The following is an 18,919-nucleotide window of genomic DNA, read 5'->3' on the forward strand; positions in this document are numbered from 1 at the left end:
CCAGAGATACGACAAACGGGCGACATTATGCGGATTCAGCCAGCCCCTTCAAGGCTCGGAAGGGGCTGATCCGCTGACCGGAAAGTCACCACACACGGGCTCTCCATCCGCCTGTTCCAGGCAGACCTGGACGCTCTCCCCTGCCGCCGGCACCCGTGACAGATGCATCAACATCAGGTGCATGCCCCCCGGGGCAAACGACACGCTGGCACCGGCGGGAATCTCCACCTTGCCCAGGTGGCGCATACGGCGGGTGCCATCTTCCTGCATGGACATATCATGCAGCATCACATGGCCGGCAATCGCGGTATGCGCCCCGGTGACAGCCACGGCGTCTGGCCCGGTATTGGTCACCGTCACATAACCCGCCATGGTCGGGGAGACCGGCGGCACAGCCCGCAACCATGCCTGGCTGAGCACCAGCTCCGCCTGCACCGGTGCGGCCAGCACCATGGCCACCCCGATCATTGCGACCTTAGAGAAGACTTTCTGCATCACCTGCCACCTCTTCAATATTGAAATCCGCCGGATACAGCTTGCGCACTCGCGCCTGGTCATCCAGCAGGTAGATATAGTCGCTGTGGGTGAAGAGATAGTTTTCCTCTTCTTTCCCCTTGATAAACACCACCCCGTACTTTTCCGCCACCTGGCGAATATCCTGCAGCGAACCGGTCAGGCCAACCATACCCGCCTTGAACCAGGGCAGGTATTCCTTGAGATGTTTCGCCGTATCCCGTTCAGGATCAAAGGTAATGAACACCGGCTGCACCTGATCCGCCAGCCCCGCCTCCTCCAGCGAGCGATACACCTGGGCCACCCGAGCCAGCACCGCCGGACAGATATCCGGGCAATGGGTGTAGCCGAAAAACAGAATGGACACCTGGCCCTTCAGGTCGGACTGGGTAAACGGCTGGCCATTCTGGTCGGTCAGTGTGAACTCACCCCCCAGACGGGTATTGATGGGGAGATCACTCTCCGGCTTGTCACACCCGGCCAGCAGTAACACTAGCAGCAGCGGCAGGATGTACGGCAGTTTTCGCATGATCGCTCCGGTTGGTATAATCCGCGCCCATTTTGACGCTATTCAACGGTTAGGCAAGCCAAAACGGCTCGCTGCCCCTTGATGGAGGTGCCCCTTGGCACGCAAGCTTTTTATCCAGACCCACGGCTGCCAGATGAACGAGTACGACTCCACCCGCATGGTGGACTTGCTCGAATCCAGCCACGGCCTTGAGCAAACCGACAATCCCGACGAAGCGGATGTGCTGCTGCTCAATACCTGTTCCATCCGTGAAAAGGCCCAGGAAAAGGTCTTTCACCAGCTTGGCCGCTGGAAAAAGCTCAAGGACGCCAACCCCGACATGATTATCGGTGTGGGCGGCTGTGTGGCCAGTCAGGAAGGGGAAGCCATTCGTGAACGCGCGCCCTACGTGGACGTGGTGTTCGGCCCCCAGACCCTGCACCGTCTGCCCGGGCTGATCACCCAGGCCGCCAGCACCCGTGAGCTGGCCATTGATGTGACCTTCCCGGAGATCGAAAAGTTCGACAGTCTGCCGGAACCCAGTGTGGATGGCCCCACCGCGTTCGTCTCCATCATGGAAGGCTGCTCCAAGTACTGCACCTTCTGCGTGGTGCCCTATACCCGCGGGGAGGAAGTGAGCCGCCCGGTGCAGCCAGTGCTGGACGAGATCGAGCATCTGGCGGAAATGGGCGTGCGCGAGGTCAACCTGCTGGGTCAGAACGTGAATGCCTACCAGGGCAAGGGCGCCAGTGGCGAAACCCTGGACCTGGCCGACCTGATCCTGTTGATCCGGGATATCGACGGTATCGACCGCATCCGCTACACCACCAGCCACCCGGTGGAGTTTTCCGATGCGCTGATTCAGGTGTATGAAGAGGTGCCGGAGCTGGTCAGCCACCTGCACCTGCCGGTGCAGTCCGGTTCCGACCGTATCCTGGCCATGATGAAACGCAACCACATGGTGCTGGAATACAAGAGCAAGCTGCGCAAGCTCAAGCGGATTCGCCCGGACATCTCCTTCAGTTCCGATTTCATCATCGGCTTCCCCGGGGAAACGGATCGGGATTTCGAAGACACCATGGACCTGATCCACGAGATCGGTTTCGACATGTCCTTCAGCTTTATCTACAGCGCCCGGCCCGGCACGCCGGCGGCAGACCTGCCCGATGATGTTCCCATGGACGTGAAGAAACAGCGCCTGGCCATTCTGCAGCAACGCATCAACCAGAACGCCCAGGACATTTCCCGCAAGATGGTGGGCAGCACCCAGCGTATTCTGGTGGATGGTTTTTCCAAGAAGGACCCGGGCCAGCTCAAGGGCCGCACCGAGAATAACCGGGTAGTGAACTTTCGCAGTGATGACACGGATCTGATCGGCAAGTTCGTGGACATTACCATTGCCGAAGCCTACAGCAATTCCCTGCTGGGCACAGAACCACGTAACCCGGGCTAAACCCGGGTTACGGTTCACACTACAGGCGGATTACGGGTTGCTTTGCCGCAGGCCATCGTCATCCCGCATCGGTGCCAGATAATCCGGCAGCAACACCACCGACTCCGGATTGTTCTGGGCAAAGCTGGCATCCGGTTTCACGTCACCACCAGCGCTGTCCAACAGGTTGTCGAAACGCAGCACCTGCTTCTGCGACTTTTCCGCCACATACAGGCTGGATCCATCCCAGGCGATATCCACCGGGTTACCCAGCTGGGTGTTGCCCACCGCGTTATTGTCACCGTCATCAATACTGATCGACACCGGCGTATTGCCGTCGGCACGATCAGCCTGCTCGAGGACATACAGCTTGCCATCCGTGGGGTTGGCACCACTGCCCACATCGGAAACGATCAGCACATTGCGGTCGGCCACATACACAATCCCGTGCAGATTGGTGGGGGCTGCCACCGGCATGCCACCGATGGTGGGGGTAATGGTGCGATCCGGACCACCGGCACCACGATCAACACTGTAGTCTTCGAACACCGCGACGGTGCCGTTGACCAGTGCCACATAGAGAGTGTCACTGTCCGGATCATAGTCCAGATCCCAGGGCGCCACGCCCAACGAGGTCTCGTACAGCGGCGCCACATTGCCACCCGCCTGGGCGCCAAACACCTTCACCGCAGGGTCACCATTGTCGGTCACCAGCACCAGACCCAGCTCATCGGCCACATCAAAGCCTTTCGGGCTGACCAGCCCCGTGTTGGCACCGCTCAACATGCGATCCCGGCTGACAGAGAAGGTTTCGCCGTCCCGGGCCACACCCAGCCTGTTGATGACCGCCAACATGCCAGTGCTGGGACTCCCCTGATCATCGGCGCTGATATACACGTCACCCAATTGGTTCACGCTGACACTTTCCAGGGACCCGCCCACGGTAAAGCTACGCGTCACCATGGAAAGATCCGTATCCAGCACCACCACATCCGGTTCGCCCATCAACGGCGGATTGCTGGTCACCAGCACACCCTCGATATCAATGCGGGTGTCATCAATATCAGAAACGTCCGCGCCCAGCGGCACTGTCGCGTCGCGGAGCAGCGACTCTGGCTTCACCGAATCCACCACCCGGGAAGGGGCGATGTCGCCTGACTCACCGGCAAAAATATTGTTGTAGACCAGAATCGCATCATTGGATTTTTCCGCGATAAAGGCACGATTGCCTTCCAGAATCATATCCACGGGATTGCCCAACAGGGTGGAGGGTCCCGCGATAGTGCGATCCGGGGTGACCATGCCTTCGGCGGTACTGGCATTGGAGATCACGTAGATCTTGCCGTCATCAGGATCGGCGGCACTCCCCACATCCGTCACCACCAGGGTGTCGATATCCGCCCGGTAGGCGATGCCGTGAATATTGGAAACGGCCATGCCGTCCCCAGGGGTAATGGTGCGCGCATTCATGGCCGAGAAGTTGCCAGCCACATAATTATCGATCACCAGCACAGTGCCATTGGTCATGGCCAGAAACGCACGATCCTGAGTTTCGTTGTAGACCAGATCCCAGGCATTACCTGACAAGCTGGTGGTAGCCAGCGGAGTGGCATTGGTTCCCGCTGCCGAGCCATACACTTCAATGCTGTTGCCATTCACGTTGGCCGCAAAGATCAAACCGGCCCGGTGAGCAATGGCAATACCCTTGATATTTGCCGAGCCAGGCGCCGCCACTTTGCGATCCAGCGCCAGATTGCTCATGGTGCCGTCCTTGCGAAGGGATGCCCGGTGAACCACCTGAAACTCACTGGGTGAAGCGGTGATATCGCTGGCCCCGTAAAGGTTTCCCAACAGGTCCAGCACGATGCCTTCATTGGCTTCTGACTGGAAGGTGGCCTCCACCTCCAGATTCGGACCCAATCGATCAATCTGCCCCTTGTTGTCCGCGCCGTTGTGCATCACCAGCAGCGGCGCTGAACGTGCACTGGCGGGTACGACCTGCCGGTTGCTGTTACTGCCTGAACCACATCCCACCAGAGTTAGCGCGGCTGCCACCGTCAAACCCGTAAACCACTGCATCTCGCCGTTCATGTTGTCGCTCCTGATCATTCCATGACGTTGGCAAACGCAGAAAGTTGCGCTTGCACAAGGAGTTACGGCACACCTGCCAGAGCGGATGTAGCGAAGCGCAAGGATTCGTAGTCGCCAGGTAACCGCTGCGCCCCAAGCGTTACCAGACTGTGCCTGCCCCGCCCCTTGCTAACCGGCCATCTGCGGCGTTAGGCTGCCCGGGCTCAAACACTGCGAATTCTCTTCCCCGGAGCCAGCCTTCGGAGTATTCTGAAACCCTTTGCAACAGCCCGCAGGGCCACCTTTTCCATCTTGGACAAACCACTCGCTTCACAGCATATCCGTCTCGAACCCAACGATTCCCGTCGCCTGGCCAGTCTGTGCGGTCATCTGGATGAGCACATCAAACAGATCGCCAATCGCCTGCACGTGGACATCCACAATCGTGGCAACCAGTTTCACCTCTCCGGCGAGCCGGATCTGGTGGAGGCCGCGGCCACTATTCTTGCAGAGCTTTACGACCAGACCCGGGACGGTACCGAACTGACCCCGGAAATGGTGCACCTTCACCTGCAGCAATCCAGCGTGGCCGAAAAAGCCACCGCAAATGATGCAGACAATACCGTGCCCTTTCCGTCCGACGACGTGGTCATTCGTACCCGCCGGGTGAAGATCAAGCCCCGTGGCGCGCACCAGCGCGAATACGTGAAAAGTGTGCAGAAATACGACATCAACTTTGGTGTCGGCCCTGCGGGTACCGGCAAGACCTGGCTGGCGGTGGCCTGCGCTGTGGACGCTCTGGAAAAGGCAGAGGTGCAACGCATCCTGCTGGTGCGCCCGGCGGTGGAAGCCGGGGAAAAGCTGGGCTTTCTGCCTGGCGATCTGGCCGAAAAGATCGACCCCTACCTGCGCCCGCTCTATGACGCCCTGTATGAAATGCTCGGTTTCGAAAAGGTCGCCAAGCTGATGGATCGCATGGTCATTGAAGTTGCCCCGCTGGCGTACATGCGCGGCCGCACCCTCAACAACAGCTTCGTGATTCTGGATGAAGCCCAGAACACCACGCCGGAACAGATGAAGATGTTCCTCACCCGGATCGGTTTCGGCACCCGTGCCGTGATCACCGGCGATGTCACCCAGGTGGATCTGCCCCGCCATCAGCGCTCCGGGCTGGTCAACACCCTGGAAGTACTGGAAGAAGTGAAAGGCATCGGGGTCACCCGTTTCGACAGCAAGGATGTGGTTCGTCACCCCCTGGTTCAACGTATTGTAGAGGCCTACGACCGTCATGAGCGGGATACCGACACCCAGCGTTGACATCCAGTGGGCCAGTGACGCCCCGGATGCCCCGGATGAAAGCCAGCTGAGCGGCTGGGCACGCCATGCGGCCCAGGTTGCTGGCGGCGTGGCCGGTGACATCACCCTGCGCATCGTCGATGAAGACGAAATTCGCGAGCTGAACCGGGATTATCGCGGCAAGGACAAGCCCACCAATGTGCTGTCTTTCCCGTTCGAGATGCCCGAAGGCCTGCCCGCCGACGCCATGGAGCCGTTGCTCGGTGACATCATCATCTGTGACAGCGTGGTGCGTCAGGAAGCGGATGAACAGCACAAGCCCCTGCAGGCACACTGGGCCCATATGGTGACCCACGGTGTACTGCACCTGCTCGGCTATGATCATATTGATGACGATGACGCCGCCGTCATGGAAGCCCTGGAAATTCGTGCTTTGGCCGAGCAGGGGTTCGACGACCCCTATGGCGAGTCAACCGACAACACCAATTGATAACAAAGTGGAGCAAGACCCCTGATGTCAGACGATTATTCGGATAACGGTACCAGCCGAAGTTGGTTGGAGCGTGTCGGCCAGTTTTTCTCTTCCACACCGGGCGACCGGTCGGAGCTGCTGGATCTGATGCGCTCCATGCGCGACAGCGACGTTATTGACGGGGATACCCTCGGCATCATCGAAGGGGCCATCGGCGTGGCCGACATGCAGGTGCGGGAGATCATGATTCCCCGCTCGCAGATGGTCAGCATCCGCTCCAGCTCCGACCCACGGGACTTCTTGCCTACCATTATCGACTGCGCCCATTCCCGCTTCCCGGTACTGGGTGACGACCCGGACGAAGTCATCGGCATCCTGCTGGCCAAGGATCTGCTACCGCTGATCCTTGATCCCGCCCGTATGGACCGTTTTGCCATCAAGGATCACATCCGTTCGGCTATGGTAGTACCGGAAGCCAAGCGTCTCGATTCCCTGCTGCGCGAGTTTCGCATCAGCCGTAATCACATGGCCATCGTGGTCAATGAGTACGGTGGCGTCGCCGGCCTGGTCACCATCGAAGACGTACTGGAACAGATCGTCGGCGAAATCGAAGACGAACACGATATCGAAGAAGACGACTACCTGATCAAGGATCTGGATCACGACGAATATACCGTCAAGGCACTGACGCCCATCGACGACTTCAACGAACACTTCGACTGCGACTTCAGCGATGAAGAGTTCGACACCATCGGGGGATTGGTGATGCAGAAGTTCGGGCGCCTGCCGGGCCGCGATGAAAGCGTGGACCTGGACGGCTACCGCTTCACCGTACTCAGTGCTGATGGCCGAACCATACGATTGTTGCGCGTGACTCCGCCGGGGGAAAACAATAATGAACCCACCACTGAACAGCAGGCCAGCGACTGACAACGGTCTCGACTGGAAAACCCTGCCCTGGGTGCTCATGGTTTTGGGCGCCCTGCTGCTGGCCAGCCAGCTTCTCAATCCGGGACAGGGCCAACAGGCCGCACTGACCTGGTATGAAAGCAGCGGACTGCGCCAGCTGGAATGGAACAACTACCTTTCCTGGCTGCGCTTCAATGGTCATGCAGAGCAAGCCAGACGCCTGGAACAGCAAATTGCCTCGGGCAACCCCCACGCCTATGCCGACGCCCTGCTCTCCGCACAATTCGTAGAGGACAGCAACAAGCGCGCTGGTGATTTCTGGTCTGCCAGCCAGATCACGCAGTGGAAAGCCCTGCGCGAACAAATACCGCAACAGCTGGAGCAATCCCCCCAGTATCGCTGGGGCCTGTCTGCCGTCGATCCTCGCCCGTCACGATTCTTCACCGCACCATTTACCGGCGGCCCACTGTGGCTGACACTGCTGGCCTTACTGTGTCTTGCCATGGTTGCCGTGCGGCTGCAGCGCCAGCTGGGAACCGGACGTATTGTGGTGATCTGGCTGGCCGGTAGCCTGCTCAGTGGCGCAGGCTACTTGCTGACCGTGGGCACAGGACAAACGCCCCTGTTCGGCGCCGCACCCGCCCTGATGGCCCTGCTGGCCGCAGCGGCAGCGCTTTCCCGCCAGCCCATCGTCTTGCCCCTCCCCGCAGGCAAGGGCAAGGGCAAGGGAGAGGGAGAGGGAGAGGAAAAGAAGGAAGCAAGATCACTGACACTGCCCGCCTGGACACCGGCACTGTTACCGCTGGTGCTACTGACCGTCATTACCCTGACACAGGCCCCCATGCTTCCCCAACTACTGTCCGGATTGGCCGCCGGCCTCGGTGGCGCGCTACTGGCCCTGCTGCTGCAACCTCCTTCGGCGACGCAAAGCATCATGGCAGAAAGCCCCGCCGAGCCACTCAATCCGGAACTGCAGCAAGCACTCACCCACGGCTGGGATGCACTGGGCAAGCTGGAAGGCGAAAGCGCGGAACGTCATTTCCGGGAAGCACTGAAACACCAGCCCGATCAATTTGATGCCCTCACCGGCCTGTTCACCGCCCAGCTGATTCAGCAGCCGGTTTCACAAGATTGGCACCACACCGCAGACTGTCTGTTCAATCATCCTGCCAGTGAACCGGGGCAGGCGACCCAGGTGGCCCATCTGTGGAAACAGTACCGACAGCACCAGCCAGAGCCTCTTCCCGAAGCCACCCTGTGGCAGCTGGTGATGACACTCACCCTGGCACGGGAATTCCAGCAAGCCGAACAGCTGGCCATGCAACACGCCGAATATTCCGATGAAAAGGAACGTCGCAAAGCCGCACTGGACTATCTCCGCGCGGCCTTGCTCAAGGAAGGGCTCAATCACCGGGCGAAGGCGCTGCCGGTATAAAACGCAGCGCAACCGCACCCTTTATGCTCTGACCAGGCAGCGCCACACTCCATCGTGGCGCGGCCGATTACCCCTCACTCACCCCTGCTGTTTTCTTGCCAGGAGAACGAGGAGTGCTGCAAGCAGGAAAAGCGGGAACCCACCACCATTCCGGGAGGTCGGCGGGAGCTTGAAGCGCTCTTCAGGGGAGTCGACAGGGGGAGCAGAGGGAGGCACAGCGGGAGCCTCATCCGTCACATCATAGGCAACACTTTCGAGAAAAAAGTGCACGTCGCTGACCGGAGCGCTCTCGTCAGAGCGAATCTCCACTCGCTCAACCTTGTCGAACCCCGTCAATACTGCCACCACACCAGATTGGCTGTCGTCACTCCACAGCGGCCCCATGGACTGTGCAGCCACTTCCTGCCCGTCGCGGAATCCCCTCACCGTCAGCAAGGGTTCATCCATCTGAAACAGGTCTGTGCCGCCAATCGCATGAAGCGTCAGGTAGGCATGATTGCGTGGCTCGATGATCACCGCCGTTGCCGGACGGGTCGGATCAAAACCGGGATAGAGCGCATGGGGATCACGCACGCCCTTCATGCTTCCCCCTCCCTCAGCGGTAATGACCAGGTCATCGGTCATGACCTGGCTGGCCAGCTCCTCGTGATGAGCCCATAACCCACCGTCAAACTCTTCCACCACCGCCAGGGCCTTCCCCGCCAACAGGAAGAGGCAAGCTGCGGCCATATGAAGACATAAACGCATGGCGCAGTTCCTCAGCTTCTGGATGGGAAGATACCCTGGATGGCCACACAGGCCTTAAGAACGACATAGGGAGGCATGTTCGGATGCGTCTGGTTCCCGCCTGTGGAGTCTGTGCTGCCGGACACAGAGACACTTTCGGCTGCCATGTCGACCACATCAGCAGCACTGGCCGGGGCTGGCGCATACACAGCTGCCCGCTGACCATCGGCCAGCATGGCACCATCCGCGGACGGGGTTTCACCTGCCAGCTTACTGGCATGGAGCGTGCCGCTGGCGGAACTCAGACCATGGTTATGGCTGGGCATCTGGGCAGCGGTCAGGGTGACGGACTCAGCGCCCGCACGTTGCCCCTGCCTACGGTCAGTCAGACCGGGTCCCTGACCGGCATGCATGGGCATGCGGCCGCGCAGATCCGGCAGCGCAAAGGTGGTACGGCCGTCGCCTCCGTAGATGGTCCCGTAGAGAGAAAACAAAGCCTGATTGCTGCTGATTGGCAACAATTGCCCGTTTGCCTCTGACCAACCCCGCGGACAGAAGTTGAAACCGACCCACATGATTTCCCCGATCAAGGGATTGGAGCTGGCAAAAGCCGGCTTGGCAGGCACCAGCACAGCCAGTGCCAGAACACAGGAAAGGACGAGCTTCTTCATAATTTCCCCAGACTAGAAAACAGTGCCGGAAGAATTACACAAAGGAATAACGAACACCCTCAACCAAAAGGGTGAAAGTAGAAATCAAACGGAATACTTACGTTCCGTTTCAACAACAATGGCGACAACTTCGCAGCAATGGCGCCTCCTTCTGACGTAGCCCACCGAAACAAACCCACCTGGACACACACTACTCCGCCCACGCCTGGCGCAGCTCATTGACCTGCATGCGCAGCTTGGCACTCTGGCATTTGTGCTCCACAAATCGCAGATACTGTTCCGCCTTGCCGGACAGGCCGAATTTTTCTCCCAGGGTTCTGGCCAGCAGCAGATAAGCTTCACCCAGACCGGAGAAGTCCGGCTCGCGCTGATGCAGGTCTTTCAGCAGATTCACCACCATCTTGGGCGCCAGCTCATAGAGCCCCTGTGCCAGGGTCAGCCTGATAGCCGCTCCGGCGGGTAACCAGTTGCTGTCCCGCTGACGCTGTTCGGTGATGACTTGCAGCGCGGTCGGCCAGTCGCCGGCCGCCACCAGCACATCCAGATAAGGCTCGACCTGCTGAGCACGCTCCTTGTCCTTGCCCTGTATGGCCAACAGTCGATCGTACTGTTTCCAGTCTGCCAGCCCCGCCTTTTTGGTTTTCACGATCTTGGCGGAAGACAGCAACACCTTGTCGAAACGGCCGGCGCATAACAGCACCCGCTGACGCCGCTCGGCAAGCGGCTGGGTCACCCGGGTGCCGCCGGGATTGAGCCCCCAAAGGCGGCCATGCTGTTCCAGCAAAACGGCGCATGCCGCCGCCAGCACCAACCACCAGTACGCGGCCAACGCGCCTCCCACAGCCTGAGTTAATGGCGCGGGCAACACATCCATGACCACCATGACCACCGACGCCGACAGCAGCCAGCCCAACACGGCCAACGCGGCCACCACCAGATAATCACGGGGAGCTGAAACCATGTACGTCAGTGCCGCCGCCCAGGCTCCGGGCTGGGCACCCCGAACCTGAATCGACAACCACAGCGCCGGCACCAACAGCATGGCAACCGCGCCCAGTACCAGACCCGCCAGCGAAGAAACCCAGATCATCAAGGCCACCGCCGCGACCAGAAAGAGCAACACCGGGGCCGCCTGTAGCAGGGCGCCTTTCCAGCCATGGCCGGAAGACAAATCCTTCCAGGCAGGAATTCTGGTGCGTTGATGGTGACGTCGCCCCTGGGCTCGACTGGCCATCACCGCCTGAGCAAACCCGAACGCCGGCAGGCCACCGATTACCGTTAGCACCAGCATCACCGGCAAAGGGGGAATCGCGGCGGCGATCACCGCCCAGATCAGCAGGACAGGCAACAGAGAAAGATGCAACGGGTACTGAACAAAGCGGTCCAGCTGCTGCCACACTGGCACCACAGCCCCTTCCCCGGCCATCTCCACAGACTGGTTGCAGACCAGGCAGCGGGCTTCGTTGTAATTATCCGCCTGTCCATCCACACATTGCTGACACAGAAACAGCCCATCATGGCTACAGAACCAGAGCGCTTCGGTGCCTGGATGGTACTTGCAAAAGCGATTCACTATGATGCCCCCAAAGCAGTCGTTCCCGGTTCGGGGGGCTGATTGAGTTGAAAGTTCAAAGTTTAAAGTTGAAAAGCGCGGGGGCGGCCCTCTTAACCGGGAAGCCTTGCCCGCGTCTGCCATAATGGTGCGCGGGCGATGTCATTATTGTTTGGCAACCAGCTAATCCGCGTTTCAACTTTGAACTTTCAACTTTCAACTCGCCCCCCGACGGTTGATCGTTTTACCTGCTACTTTATTCAATCCATTGCACAGACTCTAGAGTTCACCGCCAGGCGGCCTGCTCGCCGGTACGAAACGAGGATTTCCATGCGTGACCGTCTGCTGGCGCTGATTGCCGGCCTGCTCTTCCCTCTGGCGTTTGCCCCCTTTGACCTTTGGCCCGCATTGTTCGCCAGCATTGCCGCCGGGTTCTTTACCTTGCAGCAAGCCGGCTCCGCCCGCGAAGCCCTGCTGAGAGGCTGGCTCTACGGCATGGGTATGTTCGGCTTCGGTATCAGCTGGCTGCATGTTTCCATGCACGATTACGGCTTCATGCCGCTGTGGATGGCAATTCCCTTCACTGCCATCTTTGCGGCCCTGATGGCGCTATTCTACGGAATCACTTTTTATCTGGGTTGGCGACTGGGCAGGACCGCCCTGGCCTTTACCGGATGCTGGTTGTTGCTGGACTGGGTGCGGGGCTGGTTTCTCACCGGCTTCCCCTGGCTGTACGCCGGCTACGGCCTGATTGACACCCCGCTTGCCCCTCTGGCCCCGGTTGGCGGGGTCTGGCTGCTGACCCTTGCCGCTGTCCTGCTGGCCAGCACGGTGATACAGCTGCGCCAGCCGGGCCTGCAGCGCTGGCTTGCGACAGGACTCTCGGCACTGGTTTTGCTGGGATCTGCCATCGCCCACACCTTCACTTTCACCCATCCCAGCGGTGAGATGCAGCCGGTGGCACTGGTGCAGGGCAACATCCCCCAGGACCTGAAATGGCAGATCTCCATGCGCGAGCGCACCCGCGAAATCTACCATGATCTTACCGCCACCATTCCCGATGGCTATCTGGTGATATGGCCGGAATCGGCGCTGACCGAGTTTTACCAGACCATCGATGACTTTGTGGAGCAGGAAGGGGAAGCACTGAGAGCCCGAGATGGCGGATTCATCACCGGGGTACCCTGGCGTAGCCGGGAAAATGGCAAAGTGACCTACCGCAACAGCATCGCCGCCATCCCGCTGATCGCCGAGGATGGCCATGAGCGCGTCTACCATAAGCAGAAATTGGTGCCGTTTGGCGAATATGTGCCCATGCAATCCTTGATACGTGGACTGATCCCGTTCTTCGATCTTCCCATGTCCGGCTTCACACCCGGTGATCCCGCGCAGGACAATCTGCATACTCTGGGGCACACCATCGCGCCCTTCATCTGCTACGAGATCCTCTATCCGGAACAGGTGGCGACTCGTAGCCACGGTGCAGATGCCCTGATCACCATCAGTAACGATGCCTGGTTCGGCACTTCCGCCGGGCCCCTGCAACACTTCCAGATGGCCCGCATGCGCGCTCTGGAAACCGGCCGGTGGTTGCTGCGCGGCACCAATAATGGCGTTACCGCAGTGATCGATGACAACGGCAAGGTGGTAGATGCACTACCCCAGTTCCAACGCGATGTACTACTCAGCCAGTATCAGCCCCGCCAGGGCAACACCCCCTTCATGGTCACCGGGGTGTGGCCATGGCTACTACTGGCTCTGCTTCTGATGGCCACAGGATCACGATTGAGCATCAGGAAACAGTCGCATATTCCATAAAGGAATATACTTATAGCTAATTTGACTTTAGGGCATAAAGCCCCTATAACTGTGACATTGCCGAATCCAAATGGGAGAGCACCATGTCACGCCCTGAAGTCAAAGCCTTCTTTGATCACGATACCAACACGGTGAGTTATGTCGTCACCGACCCGGAGACGCGCCACTGCGCCATCGTCGATTCCGTGCTGGATTACGCCCCCAATTCCGGTCGTACCAGCTATGCCAGCGCGCAGCAGATTGTCGACTATGTGAAGCAGGAGAAGCTGACGGTGGACTGGATGCTGGAAACCCACGTCCATGCCGACCACCTTTCCGCCGCGCCCTGGCTTCAGGAGCAGCTGGGCGGCAAGCTGGCCATTGGCGAGCATATCCGCACCGTGCAGGAAACCTTCGGCAAGGTATTCAACGCAGGAACAGAATTTGCCCGCGACGGCCGCCAGTTCGACCATCTGTTCAAGGATGGCGACACCTACAAGGTGGGCAACCTGGAAGCCCGCGCCATTCATACTCCCGGCCACACACCGGCCTGCATGAGTCATGTGATCGGCGACGCCGTTTTCGTCGGCGATACCCTGTTCATGCCGGATTACGGCACCGCCCGCTGTGATTTCCCCGGCGGTGATGCGCGTACCCTTTACCAGTCCATCCAGAAACTGCTCGCCCTGCCGGACGAGACCCGCATGTTCCTGTGCCACGACTATCTGCCGGAAAGCCGCAGCGAGTTCGTCTGGGAAACCACGGTGGGTGACCAGCGTCAGCACAACATCCATGTCCATGAAGGCATCAGCGAAGAAGAGTTCGTCAGCATGCGCGAAAGCCGCGATGCCACTCTGGATATGCCGCGCCTGATCTTGCCGTCAGTCCAGGTCAACATGCGCGCCGGCCACCTTCCTCCCGAGGAAGACAACGGCGTCAGCTACCTGAAAATTCCGCTGAACGCACTGTAAGGAGGCCATCATGCCACTGGATGACACTGCTCTCTGGGATGTGGTGGTCGTGGGTGGCGGGGCTGCCGGACTGGCGGCTGCCGCCAGCCTGCTCAAGCGCAAGCCCTCCCTGTCACTGGCCATTGTGGAACCCAGCGATCGACACTATTACCAGCCGGCCTGGACCCTGGTAGGCGGTGGCTGTTTCAATCCGGCAGACACCTGCCGATCCACCGCGTCCCTGATCCCGAACAATGCCAAATGGATTCGCAGCCGGGTAACCCGCCTGCTGCCACAACAGAGTCAGGTAGAGCTGGAAAATGGTCAGCATCTCAGCTATCGCAGTCTGGTGGTGGCTCCGGGTCTTGAGCTGAACTGGGGAGCCATCGCCGGTCTCGAAGAGACCCTGGGCAAGAACGGCGTCACCAGTAATTACCGTTATGACCTGGCACCCTACACCTGGGAGTGTGTGCAGAACCTGAAACAGGGACGTGCCCTGTTCACTCAGCCCGCCATGCCCATCAAGTGCGCCGGCGCTCCCCAGAAAGCCATGTATCTGTCCTGCCATCACTGGGAACAACAGGGCTGCCTGGACAAGATTGATGTGCACTTCCACAACACCGGCGGCGTGCTGTTCGGGGTCGCCGACTTTGTGCCGCCGCTGATGGAATACGTGAAGCGCTATAACGCCCATCTGGAATTCACCAGCGAGCTGATTGCCGTGGATGGCCCGGCAAAGACCGCCACCTTCAGGGAAACCGACGAAGACGGCAGCCCCCGCGAACGCACCGAAACCTTCGACATGCTGCATGTGGTACCGCCACAGCGGGCACCGGAATTTATTCGCAACAGCGAACTGGCCAATGAAGGCGGCTGGGTGGCCGTGGATGAAGCCACCCTGCAACATCCCCACTATGCCAACGTGTTCAGCCTTGGTGATGTCTGTGGGGCCAGCAATGCCAAGACTGCCGCGGCCGTGCGCAAGCAGGCTCCGGTGGTGGCCGAGAATCTGCTCGCCTGGCTGGACAAACAACCCATGGCCGCACGCTACGCCGGCTACGGCGCCTGCCCGCTAACCGTGGAAAAAGGCAAGGTGGTGCTGGCGGAATTCGGTTACGGCGGCAAGCTGCAACCCAGCTTTCCCCTCAACCCCGCCGTGGCTCGCACCAGTATGTGGTGGCTGAAACGCTATGCCATGCCGCGTATCTATTTCAGCATGATGCTGAAAGGCCATGAGTGGCTGGCCAAACCGGACAAGCTCTGATGAGACTACCCGCATGGATGGGGGCCTCCCAATGGCTGCCCGACTACAATCGGCAAACGGCGGCCCAGGACGGGGTTGCCGCCGTTATCGTCACCATCATGCTGATTCCGCAGAGCCTGGCCTATGCCATGCTGGCCGGGCTGCCGCCGGAGGTGGGACTGTACGCCAGTATCCTGCCACTGGTGGCCTACGCCCTGTTCGGCACCAGCCGCACGCTGGCGGTAGGCCCGGTGGCGGTGGCCTCGTTGATGACCGCTGCCGCGGCCAGTGAAATTGCCGCCGCGGGCACCACCGAATACCTGACCGCCGCCATTCTTCTCGCCACCCTGTCCGGCGCCTTTCTGGTTCTCATGGCACTATTTCGGCTCGGCTGGATTGCCAGCTTGCTGTCACACCCGGTAGTCAGTGGTTTCATCACCGCCTCCGGCCTGTTGATTGCTGCCAGTCAGCTCAAGCATCTACTCGGCGTGCCGCTCAGTGGCCATAACCTCTATCAACTGGCGCTCTCCTTCCATGCGCATATTGGCGAGATACACTGGCCCACCGTGGCGCTGGGCGGTGGTGCCACCCTGTTCCTGTTCTGGGTACGCAAAGCTTTCAAACCGCTGCTGCTGAAGATCGGCTTCAAACCCTTCTGGGCAGACCTGACCAGCAAGGCCGGCCCGGTGCTGGCTGTTCTCGTCACCACCCTGCTCACCGCCACATTGCGACTGGATGAGGGCGGCCTGGCCATTGTCGGCGACATCCCCGGCGGCCTACCCGGTTTAGTGATGCCAAGCCTGGATCCGGCCCTTTGGCAGCAGCTGCTAGTGCCAGCCATTCTGATCAGCCTGATCGGTTTCGTGGAATCCATTTCCGTGGCCCAGACCCTGGCCGCCAAACGACGCCAGCGTATCAACCCGGACCAGGAACTGATGGGCCTGGGCACTGCCAACCTGGCCAGCGCCTTCAGTGGTGGTTTCCCGGTCACCGGAGGCTTTTCCCGCTCGGTAGTGAATTTCGATGCCGGCGCCCAGACCCCCATGGCCGGTGTTTTCACCGCAGTAGGCATTGCCCTCACCGCCCTGTTCCTCACCGGCCTGTTCGTATTTCTGCCCAAGGCGACCCTGGCTGCCACCATCGTGGTCGCCGTGCTGTCCCTGGTCGACATCAGCACCCTGAAACACACCTGGCATTTTTCCAAACTGGATTTTGCCGCCATGAGCATCACCATCCTGGGCGTGCTCGGCGTCGGCGTGGAAGCCGGGGTCATGGCCGGGGTCATCAGTTCCCTTGTCTTGTATCTGTGGCGTACCAACCAGCCCCACGTGGCGGAGATCGGCCAGGTCCCGGACACCGAGCATTTCCGCAATGTGCAGCGTCACGAGGTACGGGTATCACCGAAGATTCTCAGCCTGCGTATCGACGAAGCGCTGTACTTCGCCAACATCCGCCGCCTTGAAGACCAGATCTACGATGCCGCCTTGCAGCGCCCGCAGACCGAACATGTGATCCTCAACGGCGCCGCCATCAACCACCTGGACGCCAGCGCAGTGGACGGTCTGCTGAGCCTCAACCAGCGCCTCAGTGATGCCGGGGTCACCCTGCACTTTTCCGAGATCAAGGGCCCCGTGATGGACCAGCTGAAACTGGCGCACTTTCCCGAGCACCTGAGCGGCAATATTTACCTGACTCACTACAAGGCGGTGGAAGATCTGGCACCGGAATGCCTCGAAAAGGCGGGCCATGACTTGCACAGCAATAAAAGCCCAGTAAGCTGAGGGCACTCGACACCCTTTCATCTCAGCGCTCCCCGGGCCACGAAAAGCCATAACGAAGACGGAGAGCAATCCCGGTTTCCATTCCGTGAATCCAGTGAGCGCTGAGGTAAAATTTTATTCTGGCCAGGAGCCTGCCATGCCGACCACCAAGAAACTGACTGACGACCTGTTTGTTGCCGCACAACTGCAACCGCAAGACATGGCCGAACTGGCCAGGGCAGGTTTCAAGATGGTGATCAACAACCGCCCGGACGGCGAAGCGGATGATCAGCCCAGCAGTGCAGAAATGGCCGCCGCCGCAGAAGCGGCCGGGCTGGAATACGCCCATCAGCCAGTCGTGGGCAGCAACATCAGCGAAACCGACATCGACGGTTTTGACGCCATCGTCTCTCTCGCCGAAACCCCGGTACTGGCCTTCTGCCGCACCGGCACCCGCTGCACCACCCTGTGGGCCCTGAGCCAGGCCGATGAACTGGACAACGACACCATCCTCAAGACCGCCGCCGACGCGGGTTATGATCTGAGTGGTCTGGTGGGACGACTGGATCAGCGTCGCGGGTAGCAGCCCCTTGCAGAGTCGCAGGCAGCTTCCCCCGTAGGAGCCTGCCTGCAGGCGATCCGAGCCCAGGCGAGGTAAACCGTTTCGAGTCGCGAGAAGCGAGTTTCGAAAGGCCAAACCTCAACCCCCTCTCCCCGCCATTTGTCTTTTGATTTTCGAAACTCGGTACTCGAAACTCGCTTCTGGAATCCTTACCTCGCTTGGGCTCGGATCGCGAGCAGGCTCGCTCCTACAGCGGCTTCTTAGAAATGAAGGAGCTCGGGAACTATTTGGGTTTGCCTTTCCAATCAAGCGTAGCTTGTAGCTTGTAGCTTGTTGCGTCTCTTACAAATACCGCAGGTGATACCACACCAGCGCCAGCCACTCGTACCAGATCTCCGGCACCATGGTCAGGGCACCGGCGGAGGGGCGCCAGGCCTGTTTGGGCAGGCGTTTCTGCCAGGCGGCTTCGGCAAGCACCCCCTGGCTCTGGAAGCACAGCAAAGCGCGCGGTAGATGGGTGCGATCACTGACCAGAATCACTTCATCGATACGCTGATCCGCCAGCAGCTCCGCCGTCTTGACCGCATTCTCCCAGGTATTTCGGCTTTCGTTTTCCTGCAACACCGTCAGGTGCGGCCAGCGACGGCGAACCTGCTCTGCCATCAACTCGGATTCTGACGGCTCCCGGGCCGCCATGGCTTTCTTCAGGCCGCCACTCACCACCAACGGCAGACCATGCTCATGGGCCAACCGTGCTGCCAGCTGCAGCCGGCGCAGCCCGCGGGTAGTGAGAGAAAAGCGGCCATTATGCTGACGCCGACCCGCCCCCAGCACCACCACCGCTTGAGGGGTAATGCCGGAGTTCCTTCGCGGCAGAGGAGGCAGAAACCCCCGCACAATGGCAGGCAGCGTCGCCCCCACCAGCACCATCAGGGCCAGCCAGGTCAGTGCCATGAGCCAGCCCCCGCAGATCCGGTCCGACAAAAACGCCCAATCCCTCCAGAGCATTGAGAAATCCGTGCC

The 18,919-nt window shown here is 60.0% G+C and carries 17 protein-coding genes; 10 read left to right on the top strand and 7 right to left on the bottom strand.

Translation table 11 applies throughout. The features are described 5' to 3' along the window. Positions 1 to 48 precede the first annotated feature (48 nt). Together MWU49_RS05980 and MWU49_RS05985 are read right to left on the bottom strand one after the other, a co-directional pair. Positions 49 to 495, bottom strand: a complete 447-nt coding sequence (locus MWU49_RS05980) for a copper chaperone PCu(A)C (RefSeq protein ID WP_246969407.1) — start codon at positions 493 to 495, stop codon at positions 49 to 51. After that, positions 476 to 1,042 (bottom strand): SCO family protein, encoded by a 567-nt coding sequence (locus MWU49_RS05985; protein WP_246969410.1) that lies wholly within the window; start codon positions 1,040 to 1,042, stop codon positions 476 to 478. Before MWU49_RS05985 ends, MWU49_RS05980 begins: the two co-directional genes overlap by 20 nt. Before the next feature lie 94 nt (positions 1,043 to 1,136). Between MWU49_RS05985 and miaB the strand changes: the two genes are divergently transcribed. Next, complete coding sequence (gene miaB / locus MWU49_RS05990) at positions 1,137 to 2,474, top strand: tRNA (N6-isopentenyl adenosine(37)-C2)-methylthiotransferase MiaB (protein ID WP_246969412.1); 1,338 nt, start codon at positions 1,137 to 1,139, stop codon at positions 2,472 to 2,474. Positions 2,475 to 2,504: 30 nt separating this feature from the next. Here miaB and MWU49_RS05995 read toward each other — a convergent pair whose 3' ends face one another. Beyond that, positions 2,505 to 4,544, bottom strand: coding sequence for a hypothetical protein (locus MWU49_RS05995; protein WP_246969416.1), 2,040 nt, complete (start codon positions 4,542 to 4,544; stop codon positions 2,505 to 2,507). A 291-nt stretch (positions 4,545 to 4,835) separates the two neighbouring features. Here MWU49_RS05995 and MWU49_RS06000 point away from each other — a divergent pair, with 291 nt between their 5' ends. The 4 genes from MWU49_RS06000 to MWU49_RS06015 are packed head-to-tail and all read left to right on the top strand — an operon-like array spanning position 4,836 to position 8,635. Further along, positions 4,836 to 5,840, top strand: a complete 1,005-nt coding sequence (locus MWU49_RS06000; protein ID WP_246969419.1) for a PhoH family protein — start codon at positions 4,836 to 4,838, stop codon at positions 5,838 to 5,840. Then, positions 5,812 to 6,309 carry an rRNA maturation RNase YbeY gene (gene ybeY, locus MWU49_RS06005; protein ID WP_246969423.1) on the top strand — a complete coding sequence of 166 codons (498 nt, stop codon included), beginning with the start codon at positions 5,812 to 5,814 and terminating at the stop codon, positions 6,307 to 6,309. Before MWU49_RS06000 ends, ybeY begins: the two co-directional genes overlap by 29 nt. 24 nt (positions 6,310 to 6,333) lie before the next feature. Continuing rightward, entirely contained in the window at positions 6,334 to 7,221 is an 888-nt protein-coding gene (locus MWU49_RS06010; protein ID WP_246969426.1) for a transporter associated domain-containing protein, read from the top strand. Continuing rightward, entirely contained in the window at positions 7,187 to 8,635 is a 1,449-nt protein-coding gene (locus tag MWU49_RS06015; RefSeq protein WP_246969430.1) for a rhomboid family intramembrane serine protease, read from the top strand. The genes MWU49_RS06010 and MWU49_RS06015 overlap by 35 nt, the downstream gene beginning before the upstream one ends. A gap of 78 nt (positions 8,636 to 8,713) precedes the next feature. On the opposite strand, the gene MWU49_RS06020 is transcribed toward MWU49_RS06015, so the two are convergent. The 3 genes from MWU49_RS06020 to MWU49_RS06030 all read right to left on the bottom strand — a co-directional run bounded on the left by MWU49_RS06020 (position 8,714) and on the right by MWU49_RS06030 (position 11,605). After that, the gene (locus tag MWU49_RS06020) at positions 8,714 to 9,382 is read right to left on the bottom strand and encodes a hypothetical protein (RefSeq protein WP_246969432.1); all 669 of its coding nucleotides are present in this window, start codon (positions 9,380 to 9,382) and stop codon (positions 8,714 to 8,716) included. Between the two features lie 11 nt (positions 9,383 to 9,393). Further along, positions 9,394 to 10,032: a tail fiber protein gene (locus MWU49_RS06025; protein WP_246969434.1), complete on the bottom strand. Its 639-nt coding sequence runs from the start codon at positions 10,030 to 10,032 to the stop codon at positions 9,394 to 9,396. A gap of 190 nt (positions 10,033 to 10,222) precedes the next feature. Continuing rightward, complete coding sequence (locus MWU49_RS06030) at positions 10,223 to 11,605, bottom strand: hypothetical protein (protein WP_246969436.1); 1,383 nt, start codon at positions 11,603 to 11,605, stop codon at positions 10,223 to 10,225. A gap of 309 nt (positions 11,606 to 11,914) precedes the next feature. On the opposite strand from MWU49_RS06030, the gene lnt reads away from it, so the two are divergent. The 5 genes from lnt (at position 11,915) to MWU49_RS06055 (ending at position 17,917) form a co-directional block, all read left to right on the top strand. Beyond that, complete coding sequence (gene lnt / locus MWU49_RS06035; protein WP_246969438.1) at positions 11,915 to 13,402, top strand: apolipoprotein N-acyltransferase; 1,488 nt, start codon at positions 11,915 to 11,917, stop codon at positions 13,400 to 13,402. 83 nt (positions 13,403 to 13,485) lie between these two features. Continuing rightward, positions 13,486 to 14,352 (top strand): MBL fold metallo-hydrolase, encoded by an 867-nt coding sequence (locus MWU49_RS06040; RefSeq protein WP_246969440.1) that lies wholly within the window; start codon positions 13,486 to 13,488, stop codon positions 14,350 to 14,352. A gap of 10 nt (positions 14,353 to 14,362) precedes the next feature. Then, positions 14,363 to 15,595, top strand: coding sequence for an FAD/NAD(P)-binding oxidoreductase (locus tag MWU49_RS06045; RefSeq protein ID WP_246969442.1), 1,233 nt, complete (start codon positions 14,363 to 14,365; stop codon positions 15,593 to 15,595). Beyond that, entirely contained in the window at positions 15,595 to 17,355 is a 1,761-nt protein-coding gene (gene sulP / locus MWU49_RS06050; protein ID WP_246969445.1) for a sulfate permease, read from the top strand. The genes MWU49_RS06045 and sulP overlap by 1 nt, the downstream gene beginning before the upstream one ends. Positions 17,356 to 17,491: 136 nt before the next feature. Further along, complete coding sequence (locus tag MWU49_RS06055) at positions 17,492 to 17,917, top strand: TIGR01244 family sulfur transferase (RefSeq protein WP_246969448.1); 426 nt, start codon at positions 17,492 to 17,494, stop codon at positions 17,915 to 17,917. A 321-nt stretch (positions 17,918 to 18,238) separates the two neighbouring features. Here the strand turns inward: MWU49_RS06055 and MWU49_RS06060 are convergent, their stop codons facing one another. After that, the gene (locus MWU49_RS06060) at positions 18,239 to 18,850 is read right to left on the bottom strand and encodes a YdcF family protein (RefSeq protein ID WP_246969451.1); all 612 of its coding nucleotides are present in this window, start codon (positions 18,848 to 18,850) and stop codon (positions 18,239 to 18,241) included. Positions 18,851 to 18,919 lie beyond the last annotated feature (69 nt).

The organism is Alcanivorax sp. S6407, assembly GCF_023016115.1.
GTDB lineage: Bacteria > Pseudomonadota > Gammaproteobacteria > Pseudomonadales > Alcanivoracaceae > Alcanivorax.

What these genes read in the sequence shown, in the direction of transcription:
- MWU49_RS06010 (WP_246969426.1), top strand. Translation starts at nt 6,334, where the DNA reads ATGTCAGACGATTATTCGGATAACGGTACCAGCCGAAGTTGGTTGGAG.
- MWU49_RS06025 (WP_246969434.1), bottom strand. Translation starts at nt 10,032, where the DNA reads ATGAAGAAGCTCGTCCTTTCCTGTGTTCTGGCACTGGCTGTGCTGGTG.
- MWU49_RS05985 (WP_246969410.1), bottom strand. Translation starts at nt 1,042, where the DNA reads ATGCGAAAACTGCCGTACATCCTGCCGCTGCTGCTAGTGTTACTGCTG.
- MWU49_RS06015 (WP_246969430.1), top strand. Translation starts at nt 7,187, where the DNA reads ATGAACCCACCACTGAACAGCAGGCCAGCGACTGACAACGGTCTCGAC.
- MWU49_RS06060 (WP_246969451.1), bottom strand. Translation starts at nt 18,850, where the DNA reads ATGGCACTGACCTGGCTGGCCCTGATGGTGCTGGTGGGGGCGACGCTG.
- MWU49_RS06040 (WP_246969440.1), top strand. Translation starts at nt 13,486, where the DNA reads ATGTCACGCCCTGAAGTCAAAGCCTTCTTTGATCACGATACCAACACG.
- ybeY (WP_246969423.1), top strand. Translation starts at nt 5,812, where the DNA reads ATGAGCGGGATACCGACACCCAGCGTTGACATCCAGTGGGCCAGTGAC.
- MWU49_RS06020 (WP_246969432.1), bottom strand. Translation starts at nt 9,382, where the DNA reads ATGCGTTTATGTCTTCATATGGCCGCAGCTTGCCTCTTCCTGTTGGCG.
- MWU49_RS05995 (WP_246969416.1), bottom strand. Translation starts at nt 4,544, where the DNA reads ATGAACGGCGAGATGCAGTGGTTTACGGGTTTGACGGTGGCAGCCGCG.
- lnt (WP_246969438.1), top strand. Translation starts at nt 11,915, where the DNA reads ATGCGTGACCGTCTGCTGGCGCTGATTGCCGGCCTGCTCTTCCCTCTG.
- sulP (WP_246969445.1), top strand. Translation starts at nt 15,595, where the DNA reads ATGAGACTACCCGCATGGATGGGGGCCTCCCAATGGCTGCCCGACTAC.
- MWU49_RS06045 (WP_246969442.1), top strand. Translation starts at nt 14,363, where the DNA reads ATGCCACTGGATGACACTGCTCTCTGGGATGTGGTGGTCGTGGGTGGC.
- MWU49_RS05980 (WP_246969407.1), bottom strand. Translation starts at nt 495, where the DNA reads ATGCAGAAAGTCTTCTCTAAGGTCGCAATGATCGGGGTGGCCATGGTG.
- MWU49_RS06055 (WP_246969448.1), top strand. Translation starts at nt 17,492, where the DNA reads ATGCCGACCACCAAGAAACTGACTGACGACCTGTTTGTTGCCGCACAA.